The 12563-nt window shown below is 52.5% G+C and carries 10 protein-coding genes; all 10 read right to left on the bottom strand.

The genetic code is table 11. From position 1 onward, the window contains the following. Window positions 1-113: 113 nt before the first annotated feature. Window positions 114-2360 carry a glycosyl hydrolase family 95 catalytic domain-containing protein gene (locus ACFQ2I_RS15415; protein WP_377565551.1) on the bottom strand — a complete coding sequence of 749 codons (2247 nt, stop codon included), beginning with the start codon at window positions 2358-2360 and terminating at the stop codon, window positions 114-116. A gap of 87 nt (window positions 2361-2447) precedes the next feature. Further along, window positions 2448-4217: a response regulator transcription factor gene (locus tag ACFQ2I_RS15410; RefSeq protein ID WP_377565548.1), complete on the bottom strand. Its 1770-nt coding sequence runs from the start codon at window positions 4215-4217 to the stop codon at window positions 2448-2450. Window positions 4218-4250: 33 nt separating this feature from the next. Then, window positions 4251-5099 (bottom strand): carbohydrate ABC transporter permease, encoded by an 849-nt coding sequence (locus tag ACFQ2I_RS15405; protein WP_377565545.1) that lies wholly within the window; start codon window positions 5097-5099, stop codon window positions 4251-4253. A gap of 1 nt (window position 5100) precedes the next feature. Beyond that, window positions 5101-5982: a carbohydrate ABC transporter permease gene (locus ACFQ2I_RS15400; RefSeq protein ID WP_377565542.1), complete on the bottom strand. Its 882-nt coding sequence runs from the start codon at window positions 5980-5982 to the stop codon at window positions 5101-5103. Window positions 5983-5999: 17 nt separating this feature from the next. After that, entirely contained in the window at window positions 6000-7355 is a 1356-nt protein-coding gene (locus ACFQ2I_RS15395; protein WP_377565539.1) for an ABC transporter substrate-binding protein, read from the bottom strand. Between the two features lie 120 nt (window positions 7356-7475). Continuing rightward, window positions 7476-9227 carry a sensor histidine kinase gene (locus tag ACFQ2I_RS15390; protein ID WP_377565536.1) on the bottom strand — a complete coding sequence of 584 codons (1752 nt, stop codon included), beginning with the start codon at window positions 9225-9227 and terminating at the stop codon, window positions 7476-7478. A gap of 209 nt (window positions 9228-9436) precedes the next feature. Continuing rightward, the gene (locus ACFQ2I_RS15385; RefSeq protein WP_377565533.1) at window positions 9437-10222 is read right to left on the bottom strand and encodes a DeoR/GlpR family DNA-binding transcription regulator; all 786 of its coding nucleotides are present in this window, start codon (window positions 10220-10222) and stop codon (window positions 9437-9439) included. Window positions 10223-10309: 87 nt separating this feature from the next. Further along, entirely contained in the window at window positions 10310-11161 is an 852-nt protein-coding gene (locus ACFQ2I_RS15380) for an SMR family transporter (protein WP_449290081.1), read from the bottom strand. Between the two features lie 328 nt (window positions 11162-11489). Then, the gene (locus tag ACFQ2I_RS15375) at window positions 11490-11837 is read right to left on the bottom strand and encodes a hypothetical protein (protein WP_377565530.1); all 348 of its coding nucleotides are present in this window, start codon (window positions 11835-11837) and stop codon (window positions 11490-11492) included. A 122-nt stretch (window positions 11838-11959) separates the two neighbouring features. Next, window positions 11960-12340 carry a hypothetical protein gene (locus tag ACFQ2I_RS15370; RefSeq protein WP_377565527.1) on the bottom strand — a complete coding sequence of 127 codons (381 nt, stop codon included), beginning with the start codon at window positions 12338-12340 and terminating at the stop codon, window positions 11960-11962. Window positions 12341-12563: the final 223 nt, after the last annotated feature.

Raw genomic sequence — 12563 nt, 5'->3', positions numbered from 1 at the left:
TTTTTGAACTCCTGCTCCATCTCGTACTCATGCTCGTGTTCGTGCCTCGTACTCATGCTAAGAACTTCAGCGTCTGCCGCATTCTCTAATTTGGCTTGTTCGCACCGAACTCTCTACTTCATCATGGTAACTGCACAGCTCTCTCCTGCTTCAAGCCGAATGTCCGCAACCTTCTTCCGTCCGCATATGATGAACTCCGTCTTCCCGCCCATGTCCAGATGCAACCGTTCCCCGGAGAAATCATTCTGCAGCCGAAACACTCCAGCTCGCTCTGCCCGCAGCTTCACATATTCCAGCTGTCCGGAGGACATGCGCGCAGATACGACAACGCCCATCTCTCCACGGAAATCCTGGAACGCCACCTCCTGTTCCGCCCAATCCGCCGGTACGGCCGGGAATACGCGAATTGTCTCTCCGTCCGCGTGCAGCAGCATATCCTGCAACGCACTTATAGCGGCAAAATTGGACTCCAGCGTGAACGGACGATAATGGTACATGGTTACACCCGCATGGCGGTAATCCCCGTTGAGATGGAAGCCGTTCGGCGAGCACAGGTAGCGCCACATCTGCTGAAGATGATAGAGCGCCGCTGTCCCGTTGCCCTGCTGCGCATACATCGCCGCTGCCCATGCGAACGAGAAGCCGACCCACTGTCCCTTGCCCAGCACCTCCAGGTTATATATCGAGGCATCAACGATTCTCTTGTCTCGCTCTGAATTCCGCGGGTCCAGCAGCTGAAGCGGATAGACCGCCATCATGTGGGAGAAATGTCGGTGGCTCTCCGTCATCGACTCCTCCGCATTAATCATCAGCACATCGCGCTCGTTCACCGCCAGCTCAGGCAGCTGAGCCAGCACCGCTGACCATTGGTCGCGCTCCTCATAAAGCTCCTGACGGTCCGCCATATCCGCCAGCCGTCGGAACAAGTATATAAGCAGAGCCAGATCGTAGTTGCTCATGGGGTCAAGCCACGCTTCCAATCGGTTGTCATGAAATTCCGGTGAGCTGGACACCGGCAGCCTCAGCTTGCCGTCTTCCCCGGGAGCGAGCCAGCGCAACACGCACTCCGCCGATTCTTTGAAATAAATGTACGCCTTATCCCGCAAAAACGACCAGTCTCCTGTATACAGCCAATAATGATCGAACGCCTGGCACAGCCAGATCTGGTTCGTTATGCTCAGGCTGTACATCGGCCAACCGCACATCGCCCCGCCCTTCAGCGTCATAACTGACGGCAAGTTAATGCCTGGCGCATCATAGAAGCTTCGAGCGAATGCCTTCGCGGCAGGACGCAGCTCCCATAAGAAGTCGAGGAAGCTCTCCCCTTCTTCCAGCCGATTCGCCTTCATGTAATGCCAATAGCTAAGCTGCGTATTGAGATCGTTATGGTAGTCGCCCTTCCATGGCGGAAGCTTGCCTTCATCCGCTGTCCACACGCCTTGCAGCGGCATCGGCGGAGCTCCCTTGCGCGAGCAGGAAGCGAATAAGTAATTGGTGAGCAGCCACATGCCCTCCGCTTCCTCATCCGGCAAGCTTACGGAGCTCTTGTCCCAATATCGCTTCCACCAGGACGCATGATCGCGAAGGGCATTCTCATACCCTTCGACTAGCGCCGTCTTCACCTTTCGCTTCGCTTCTTCCAACCACGCTTCGCCGTCATGGTTCGCCGCTATGGCATAGACGACAAGCCTATCCCCATTGGCCAGCTCCTGATCGCCTGCAATGATAGCATATTCCAGCTCCAGCGGAGTCTTCTGATGGAACCAGTGCAAGCTCTCTTCTTCATGCATGCTCGCTGCAGGGAAGCCAAGCCGCGTAAGGCTGGTATGAAAGACAGCGCTCTCCCCGCTCTCTTCATGCATACCGGTGTAGTCTGGCGGCACGACAGCCAGCTTGCCAGACAATCCACCCGTAATACGTATATACCCCAGTCCATTCTCCGCATGCAGGAAGCTCGACACTTGTACGGCTCGGCTGCCGTAGGTGAGCTCCACATGCGCACAAGCTTCGCGCAATGCTAGTCGACTGACAACTTGGTCGGCAGGCTGGTCCACACATAGCTCCAGCCGTCCCGCCGGCAGCTTCGTCGGATAAGGATAACGCTCATAGCTGCTGTCGAAGCGGGACAGTAACGCCTCCTGATCGCCACGGCGCACGCAGTCAATCATCTCCGCATAAGTGAACCGTTCGTCCTGCACCTCTGGCGCCAGCCTTAGATCCCACAGATCGCCCCGATCGAGACTGAAGCGCAGAGGCGCGCCGTCTCCCCACAATAAGCAGCCCGTCAGCCCGTTGCCAAGCGGCAGCGCTTCATCCCATCTCGCAATCGGCTTCCTGAACAATAAATCGTGCTTCCCCATCTTCGCTTCGCCTCCTATAGTTAAGTCGTCTACAGCTCGTCCTCGCACATTTTCTAAGAGGTTGGAAAAAGCGCGCCCGGCGTCAGGTCATCCCCCCGCCAGACGCGCCGTTGACTTCTTCTTGAAATCCTTCGGCGTAATGCCGGTCATCTTCTTGAAGAGACGGCTGAAGTGCTCCGGGTTCCAATAACCGATACGCTCCGCCACCTCCACGATCTTCACATCGTTCTGCAGCAGCCGCTTCGCCTCCTCCATCCGTAGCCGGGTCAGGTATTGAATGAAGTTGCTGCCAACCTCCTTGGCGAATTGCTTGCTCAAGTAGCTTTCACTGACGCCGACGATGGAGCTGAGCAGAGACAAGTTAACATCTTCGCAGAAGTTCTCGTCGACGAATTGCTTCGCCTGTGCGACAGGAGCGCTATAGACAGGCGGAGCATCCTGCCCAGAATGGTACGGGGACAGCAGCTGCTTCACTCGCATGAGCAGGCTCCATATCATCTCCTTCGTATCCGCGAAGGTATCGCAGCTATGAAGCGCCTCATGCGGTCCTCCTCCGGCCCCGTCGATGTCTTCCCAGCGCTTGTCCCGCATATACAGCATGGAACCCAGCTCCCACAGCAAGTCGCCCCAGAAGCGCTTGACATCCTGCGGCGAACGCTGCGCGGGATCGTTCAGCAGACGGCATAACTCCTCCCACGCCGTCTCCAGCGGAGACAGCCGATCGCCGCAGTCGACAAGTCTTAACCACCCTGCGCGCGCAGAGCGATCCGATTGTTCAACGCCAAGACCGTCATCTGCTTCGCTTGCACCCTTCAGTTCATGCATAATTGCAGCACGAAGTCTCGTCATGTCCTCGTCGCCTTCGCATGACTGCAACGGCAAGCGGCTGCCCGTCCTGCTCGCTCCGGCGTAGAAAATATGACCGAAGCCGGCGTAGTAGCATTCCTCGGCCATGTCATGCGCCTGCTCGTACAGGTATTTCCATGAGCGGTTGCGATGGCCGGGATCGCTGACGCCGATGGAGACCGGAACGTTCATATACTTCTGCATTCGCGTCATAATCAGCCCCAGTACCGTATGCATCCGATCGTGAAGCGCGGACAGGCTGCAAGCGCCGCTGACGCCCCAGCCCCAGCCGCTTAGCAGCGCATACTCATGCCGTTCGGTCCGACATAACGCGAGCGGTAGCTCCGCTTCCTTCATGACGCTGTCAATAGCCCCTCTAATGAAGGAATGGACGCTCTCTTCCCGACTGGAAGCAGCCAGCTTAAGGACAGCCACACCGGCATGTCCCTTCCACTCCTTCGCCAGCTCTTCGCCCAGCGATGCCACTGCGGCATCGCTGAACTCCGCCGCTTCCTTCGTCAGAAGCTCCTTCAGCCAGCGCTCATCTCTGCTGCGAATCACGCCGCCCGTCACCCCGACATCGTCAGCACCAGCTTCCATGTCGATCGCTGCGCCACGCCGCTCTTCCAGAGCCGAGACGGCCTTGCGCACGACGGACAATATCGCCGCTTCCTCCATATCCGCCTTGACGATATAATCGAGAGCGCCGAGGAGGAATGCTTCCCGCACAAAGCTATAGTCGTTGTGAGCGCTTAGAATAATCGGCACGATTCGTCCGGACAATTCCTTATCCTCCGACAATGCGCGCAGCAGCCCGACACCATCGAGCCGCGGCATCATCATATCCGCCAGCAAGATGTCGATATCGCCTTGCTGCCGCAGAAGCTCCAGCGCTTCTCTGCCGTCAGACGCCTCTCCCGCAATAACGATGCCTTCGCGCTCCCAATCGATCATCTGCTGCAGAGCCAACCGGACCAGCGGCTCGTCATCCACTATGAGCATTTTGAACATGGTAAGCCCTCCTCCTCACTTGCAGCATCTTCTTTATCCTTTTATCGCGCCATCCATCAGTCCCTTGAATATTAGTCGCTGGAACACCATATACATGACCGCGCTAGGCAGAAGCACGAGAATAATTCCCGCACACAGAGCAGCCAGATCGGCCGTCCTCTCGCCCACGAAGGTCATGAGCGCGGTAGAGAGCGTAGCCAGCTCCCGCTTCGGCATATAGAGTGTCTGAACATATATGTCGTTCATAATCGTCACGCTCTTCAAGATGGCCAGCGTAGCCGTTGCCGGCAGAAGCAGCGGGAAGATAATGGAGACAAATGTCCGGAAATAAGACGCTCCATCCAGCATAGCACTTTCATCCAACTGCGTGGATATTTTCTTGAGAAACTGGGTGTAGATATAAATCTGCATAATGTCCGTTCCAATATAGATCAAGAGCGGTCCGTACAGGGAATTATAGGCGCCGATGCCGTGAATCAGCTGGAATCTGGCAATCTCTGTCGTATAGGAAGGTATGATCATCGCCAGCATGAACAGCAGGAAAATCGCGTTGCGTAGCTTGAACTGAAATCGGTTCAGCACATATGCCGTCATCGTTCCCAATATCGCATTGCCTACAATGCTGACGCCGACGAGAATGGACGTGTTAATGAAGCCGCGCAATATGTTGCCTTCTGTATAGGCCGTAATATAGTTCTGAACATACAGCCAGCTGTCAGGCAGCGAGAACGGAGATGTCTCCGCAATCTCCTTCGCCGTCTTGAACGATCCGAAGACAACGAGGAGAATCGGCACGAACACCAGAATGCTCATCGCAATGAAAAAGATATAATAACCCGTGTTGCCCAGCAATTGTTGCGCTTTATAGTTACTCCGATTCATATTAGGACCCACTCCTGTCTTTCACAATCCAGTTCTGAATCAATGTGAAGATAATGATTAGTCCCAGCAGAGTGACCGCCATGGACGCAGCCAGACCGTAATTGTTGTGCGTAAACGCTGTCTGCAGAGAGAACAAGCCGAACGTGCTGCTCGCAACGCCGGGTCCGCCGCCTGTCATGACATACGGAATATCATACTGCAGCAACGCGCCGGATAGGTTCATGAACAGGATAATTTCCATAACGGTACGGATGCCCGGCAGCGTAATATAGCGAATCTGCTGAAAGAAGTTCGCACCGTCGATCCGCGCCGCCTCGTACAGGTCCTTCGGAATGGATTGCAATCCCGCCAGCATCAGTACGATATGGACGCCGGCGAAGCGCCATATCGATACCGCAATCAAGGAGTAGTTGACGACGCCGAGATCGCTTAGCCAGCTCTGGATCAGATTCTCGAGCCCGATGAGGCGGAGAAATTCATTAAGCGGTCCATTGATCGGGTTATAAATGTAGCTGAACATGAATGCAACGGCAATGCCGTTGATAATATAAGGCATGAGAACGCCGAATCGAAAAAAACCGCTGCCTCGGATTGTTCGGTTGAGCAGAACCGCTGCCAGCAGTTCAACCGGAAGGAACAGCGTATGGATAATGAAGTACAGTCCGTTGTTGCTGATTGCTCTCCACGCATCCGGGAAGTCGCTGAACAGCTTCGTATAATTGTCCAATCCGATATAATCGAAGCTAGAGCTGTAGCCGTTCCAATTCGTGATGCTGTAATGGAACAATTGCAAAGTCGGATACATGAGAAAAAACAGCATGAGCGTAACCGGCACAGCCAGGAACGTAATAATCGTCAGCCGCTGCTGCGTTATTTGTTTCATATGCGAAACTCACCTCTTTAGTTGTCAGTTGCTTGCGCAGCCTCCTTCGCCCGGCCCCACCTTGCATTCAGCTCTCCCATCAGTTCCTCTATGGAACGTCCAGCGAAAATTTCCTGCGCGATGAACTTGGGATCGTATTGCACAGCTGAGCTGATAAGCGCATATTGCTCGTTAGGGCCTTCATAGTAAAAGGGCTCATAAGGATTCTGCTTCTCCCATTTTTCGAAAAAGGGAATGTGATGCTCAATGCCTTCCACCGTCGAATCTTGCTCCACTTTCGCGATATATTCGCGGTAGATATCCTCGCTGAACATCCAGTTCAGGAATGCCTTCGCTTCTTCCACATTGTCGGAATGCCTGCTGATGCCAACATGCATATCCGTCATGACCATCGCATGAGGCGGACCGCTCGTGTCGGAAGTCAATGGCAGTGGAAAGACGCCCAAATTCTCGTCGTCCCCTACCTTGTCGACATAATTGGAATAATACCACTGCCCTAGCACAATCATCGCCGCTTTACCGCTCTCGAATTGCTCCATGGCGCTGTCATAGGACACGGACAATGCATCCTTTCCCGCGTATCCCCGGTTGGCCAATTGTTGTATAAGCTCAGCCATCGCATGGAAGCTGCTTCCTTGCCGGAAAGGCTCGGACTGCCCCGCCATATCGGCCAGATAATGCCGGTTGCCGGAATGAATCATCGGTCCGAACTCCAGCAGCGGGTAGAACGTCCAGCTGTCCTTGCCGCCCAAGGCGAGCGGTGTATACTGGCCAGAGTTGCCAATGCGTTCCATCACATCCAGCCATTCCTCCAGTGTCCTTGGCACCTCAAGCCCCAACTCCTCCAGTATGCCGGGATGATAGAAGACATATTCCGTGAAGGAGACAAGCGGCAGCCCAAGCACCTCGCCGTTAATGACCATAGGCTTTTTATTGATAGCGGTTACAGATATGTCATGAAGAGGCAACAGCACGTCCTTGTAGGTATGGAAATAGCTGGGTTTTAAGAAAAACAAGTCCGGCATGTCATTCGCAGCCATTCGCACCTTTAAATATTGGTCATTGTTACCATGGACCATCTCCACTTCAACCGTGACGTGAGGGTGCAGACGGTTATACTCTTTCGCTTTGGATGACCAGAATTGTAGTTCATTCCTCGTATTCCACATGGCCAGCTTCAATTTGACAGGCTTTTTGAATTCTTCATTGCTGCTGCCCGTCTTGTCGTTCCTTGCGGCAGCTGCCGAACCTTCGTTCTTCCCCCCTTCTGTCGTGAGCGTTATCCGAAGTTCTCCTCCACCGCAAGCGGTAACAAAACTGGATGCCGCTAGCGCGAGAACAACAATCAGGATGATTCGTGTTGATTGGTACAAGCTGCTTCCCTCCCGTTGCCGACTGGAGAGCAATGATCTGTCTCCAGCATAATTTATGATGATAAAGCGTTGAATGATGGTTTTTGCCTACTTCTTGATCTTTTTTGAACTACTTGCCGTCTACTCTTCCTCGTCTCCATGCAGGTGAAGCGGCACATGAACGTCGATCGTTACGCCACCGGAAGAGTTGCTCTTGATCATAATGCCATACGGCTCGCCGTAGTGAAGCTGAATTCGCTTGTGAACATTGCTGATGCCCATGCCGCTGAACGCAGCGCTCTCCTTCTCCTCCAGCAGTTCGATCATCGCTTGCTGCGTCATACCTGCGCCGTTATCCCGGATGGTGATATGAAGCGATTGCAATTGCCGAACAATAAGGATGCGGATGATTCCACCACCGTAAGTGCCGGACATGCCGTGGAATATGCTGTTTTCAATAATGGGCTGCAGCAGCATTTTCAATATATAGGCGTTCTTCGCAGTTTCGTCTACTTCCCATTCGACCTCGAATTTATTGCCGTAACGGGTTTCCATAATGAATAAGTATTGCTTCAGATTTTGCACTTCGTCTGCGATGCTCGTCATGGTTCCCCCGCGGTTGAAGGAAGAATGTAGCAGTTGAATGAGCGCATGGGTCATCTTTTTAATATTGTCCGCCTTCGATATAATTGCCATGAGCCGGATAGAGTTCAGTGTGTTAATGAGAAAGTGAGGATTGATCTGCGATTGCAGCGCGGTGAATTCCGCCGTCCGCTTCTCCTTCTCCACCACTTCTCTCTCGATGATCAGACGCTTGATCTCGTCCATCATATGATTGAACGTCTGCCCTGCGGCGACCAGCTCCCGTGTGCCGGTCTCTTCGATTTTCGCATTGAGATTGCCCTGCACAACCCGCGACATCTTGACGACCAGCATCTGAATCGGTCTGACAAGGCGATTCACGAAGTACAACGCAATGCACAGCGACACGATTATAATGATAGCTGTCGCGATCAGGACAAATCGGTAAATCCGGTCGTAATTACTCGTCAGCTTCTTCACCGGAAGCTCGTGCATGACGCGCCAATCGGCGCCTTCCACGTTCGTAAACGTAATCAGCATGTTGCGCCCTTCCACTTTCTGCGTGAACACGCCTTCCCTTTGCGAGAACAGCTTGTCTGCAAGGTCATGTTCCACGTCTGTCAGGAACGGTCCACTCGTTCCGATAATGGAACCGTCCTTGGACAGAAGGGCGAACTGTGAGCTCTGGGTATCGGGATGCTGACGCAGCACTTTCTGGAATCCTTCACGGCTGAAGACGAAGGAGATCACTTCGATCTCATGCATGCCTTGCATCATGCTCGGCGCAATCGCCGTTACAATCGACTTGTCATCATTGGCGTTGAAGATCATGCCATGCTGCATGCCCGCGAACAGGATACGGTCCGGCTCTTCCACTGCCAGGCGGTACCATTCGGAAGCTCGAATAACGCGCTCGCTCCGCATCGGTTCTTTCAAGTAGGAATACACTGTTCCGTCCTTATAATGAAAATTGATCGCCAGCACATGCCCGGACATGGAGGCGCTGTACTTATTCAGATAGGTGTGGAGGTTATTCGTATAGGAATGCCTGTCGTCCGCCGCAGCATCATGCAGCTTCGTCGCGACGGTCAATACCTCCTGATCCATACTGACCGCAGCGGAATAGCTGACGACGCGATGAATCTCCTGCTCCTGTGAATACGTAACGGCACGCAGTGTCTGTAGCGTCCGATTCGTTGTCTGTGCTAACAGGTCGTCCTTGTATACGTTAAGAATTAGCGCTGTAATGATGGATGCCGGGATGAGAATGACGCCAATCAGAAGCGCATAGAGCAATGTTGACGTTTTCATTGGTTGATGGATTAGCTTCAAACGGCTTCACCTCTATCCTTCCGTTATCATGTGCACGACACAAATAACCGGCCTTCGCCGGTTATTATTGTAAATTCAACTATTATCTTCATCCTATTGGTCACATAGTCCTGCCGTCATTACTTCCTTCAATCGCCACAATGTAACCCACTATCGCTCATTCTGGTCACATAGCCAGCACTCATCTCTCACTCCGCAACAATCCATCCGACCTCATGCTCCTCCAGCGTCTGCTGCCAGCCGCGCGGCATCGGCACTTCACATATGACCATATTGATCTGCCGCCATTCCGCTGTACGGTAGAGATGGGATTGTCCGATCTTGCTACTATCGGTCATCACGATCGTCTGCTTGGATTGCTCAATCATCCGGCTCACCAGTTGTCCCCGCTCCGCATCGAATGAATTGATACAGCCGTTCAAGACGATGCCGTCTACCGATACGAACGCCTTATCGGCGTTGAAATGCGCCAGCATCCGCTCGGCTACCAGACCCGATACGCGAGACTGCGCAGCATTGACCTTGCCGCCGATGAAGTAGATATCGCCCGAGAACAACTCCTTGTTCTTGTATTCCATCAGTAGATGCAGCGTGGCAATGGAAATTGTAAGCACGGTAAGATTCTTCTTGTTCATCAAATAATGAATCATCTGCATCGGCGTCGTGCCGTCATCGATGAAGATGACATCGTAATCCTCTACGAGCTCTGCCGCCGCTTTCCCGATTCCGCGCTTCTCTTCCATATACAGCACTTCACGCTTCATATACGTCGGCTCTTCGTTATCAAGACTGATCTTGATGGCCCCTCCGTATACTCGCTTCAGCCGGTTGTCCGACTCCAATTCTTCCAAATATCTGCGAATGGTCTCCGAGGAGACGCCCAGATGCTTCACCAGCTCTAGCGTCTTCACCTGACCTTCGGCATTCAGTTGCTCCAATATAAACGCTTTCCGCTCTTCACCTGCTAAAGACAATGATACGGCCCCTTTACGTCATGGTTATTCCTTATTATAACGTTAAGACCGGGGCTAGGCTACTGCTATTCTCTGGTCATGTCAGTGTTACGTACCCCATATACCGATTGCAATAATGCCTGCGGTTATGAGTCCAGCGAAGGACACACGTCGTATGCCGTCGGCTTCCTTCAGCAGCCAGATGCCGAAGAGCGTGCCGACCACCGTGCTAATTTCCCGGATTGGCGCCAGCTGCGAGACGGGTCCGAGCGTCATAGCGAACAGGAACAAAATATAGCTACCAGGCGCCAGGAAGGTGCCGATTACAATTTTACCCCATTGGCGCTTCCATGCTGCAGCGATCTCACGAGAAGCCAAGGCGCTGCGAAGCAGCATAAGAGAGAAGCCGACATTGGACAATGCAATGAGAGACAGCGGCGATATATGCTGAAGCAGCATTTTATCCGTCAGCGTGTAGCATGTGATAGACGCACCGACGCCGAGAATAGGCCAGTATGACGTGAAAAAACTGCGCCAAGGCAACCGCCAAAGCCCCCCGATAGCGAATAAGCCAATCACAATCGCTGCTACGCCCAGCCAGCCAATTAGCGTTAATCGTTCGCCGAACAGCCATACTCCCAGTATAGGCACAAGCAGCGCTGCGATTCCCCTCATGATGGGATACGCCTGCGACATATCCGCACGCTCGTACGCCTTCGGCAAAAAGAACGCATAGCTCATTTGAAAGAGGAACGTCATGGCCATGAACAGATAACCTTGTAGAGGCACGCCTTGCCAGATGTCATGAATGAGAAATGGCAGGAACAATACGATGCCTAAAACATGAATAAGCCATAGGAACACATTTTTATTGCTGCTTGACTTCGTGTACAAATTCCACACGGCATGCGTAACACCGGAGCAAAGCACCAAAATGACAGCTAACGCGATGATAATCACCTCAAGTTAAGATCAAATAAAAACCACATAAAACAATATAAATTATAATAAATAAAGTTGTTTTGTTATGAGTTTATACCTTCAATGACGCTGCGTCAATGCATTTCTTTACAAAGTCTTAATAAATGTGTCCGGGTAATGGCTCTTTCTGCGCTCCAACCTATGCGCCATAGCTTGCAGCACCTGAACTGGCTGATCTCCTCGCTCCAGCCTATGCGCCATGACTTGCAGCTTCCTAACTAGCTACACGCAAATCAAAAAGCCGAGCTCAGAGGAATATATATCCCCCTAGCCCAGCTGTCCCGGTGTCCCTATGTCTCCGTAAGGCTTATTGCAACGGAATGCGGTATTCCGACTCCATCTCGATAATATGCTCCCCCTGATTGTATACCCAGCAGAAGTGAAACAGGTCGCCCTTATAGCCCGTCCGCTTGCGAATATCCGGCACAATGACCGCCGACAGGTTGTCGCGAATCGCAGCCTCCAGCTCCCGCAGCCGCGTCAAAGTCGCCGCTGCCGCCTGCTGCGCCTGCTCTCCTTCAAGCGTCTGCTCGTAATAGAGCAGCGCCAGTTCCTCTTCGGAGATGCCGTCCTCCAGCGGATAGCCCGATCCGCGGAACACTTCCTTCACCGTCTTGATCCAGTCCTCTATCAAATCCATCTTCACATCAAACATTCAAATCTACCTCCATTGCCTGATCCTGCAAGCGAAACACACTCCCAACCATTTTGCCCCCCCGGCAAGTAAAATGTCAATTGTATGACCGAACATCGAAATGCGGTATTCCGACTCCATCGTCAAGCGTTGAACGCAACAAAGAAAAAACAAACAGAGGCAACAAACGACAGAGGCGTCATGAGCATTTTTTCCTTCTTGCTTCGCGACAACGCGTTCATGACGGTATTAAGCGCAAGATAAAATGCGAAAAAATAACAAACGCCTCGTGCGAAATCGTTCCATGCACCGATCTCAAGAATACCGGCGGCCTGCAATATGCAAAATACAGCAAACATTTGAACGGCCGCTGATAACGCGCAAGCAACCCTCATGGCTTTTGGCATAATCCGATATTTACCGCCCATCGCATATTCTCCCAATGGCAATCCTATCGCGAGCAACACATAAATGACGGTCACGAACAGAAAAACAAGACTTCCGATAATCGCCGCTACCAGCATACTTTCCCCCACTCCTCAAATGCAGTCGTTCTCATCTCATAGCCTTGACTCTTTCTTCTCCTTACTTTACTTGCACAAAAGTAATCTTCTCATCTCGCCTAAGATTTGTACAGCTTCGGGAGTCCCTCGGAAAGGAATTTCCGGCTTCACGTTTACAGTCAGGGACAGATTCAGTTCGCTTGCCACTCACTCAATCAATCACATAACGACTTAAAGGGAGGGT

The sequence above is a fragment of the Paenibacillus chungangensis genome (assembly GCF_042675905.1).
GTDB classification, from domain to species: Bacteria; Bacillota; Bacilli; order Paenibacillales; family Paenibacillaceae; genus Pristimantibacillus; species Pristimantibacillus chungangensis.
The sequence above is the reverse complement of the archived record's forward strand: the minus strand, read 5'-3'. Positions and strand labels throughout refer to the sequence as shown.

Excerpts from the sequence above, each read along its gene's own strand:
- ACFQ2I_RS15415 (WP_377565551.1), bottom strand. The coding sequence starts at position 2,360 with ATGGGGAAGCACGATTTATTGTTCAGGAAGCCGATTGCGAGATGGGAT.
- ACFQ2I_RS15410 (WP_377565548.1), bottom strand. The coding sequence starts at position 4,217 with ATGTTCAAAATGCTCATAGTGGATGACGAGCCGCTGGTCCGGTTGGCT.
- ACFQ2I_RS15405 (WP_377565545.1), bottom strand. The coding sequence starts at position 5,099 with ATGAATCGGAGTAACTATAAAGCGCAACAATTGCTGGGCAACACGGGT.
- ACFQ2I_RS15400 (WP_377565542.1), bottom strand. The coding sequence starts at position 5,982 with ATGAAACAAATAACGCAGCAGCGGCTGACGATTATTACGTTCCTGGCT.
- ACFQ2I_RS15390 (WP_377565536.1), bottom strand. The coding sequence starts at position 9,227 with ATGAAAACGTCAACATTGCTCTATGCGCTTCTGATTGGCGTCATTCTC.
- ACFQ2I_RS15375 (WP_377565530.1), bottom strand. The coding sequence starts at position 11,837 with ATGTTTGATGTGAAGATGGATTTGATAGAGGACTGGATCAAGACGGTG.
- ACFQ2I_RS15370 (WP_377565527.1), bottom strand. The coding sequence starts at position 12,340 with ATGCTGGTAGCGGCGATTATCGGAAGTCTTGTTTTTCTGTTCGTGACC.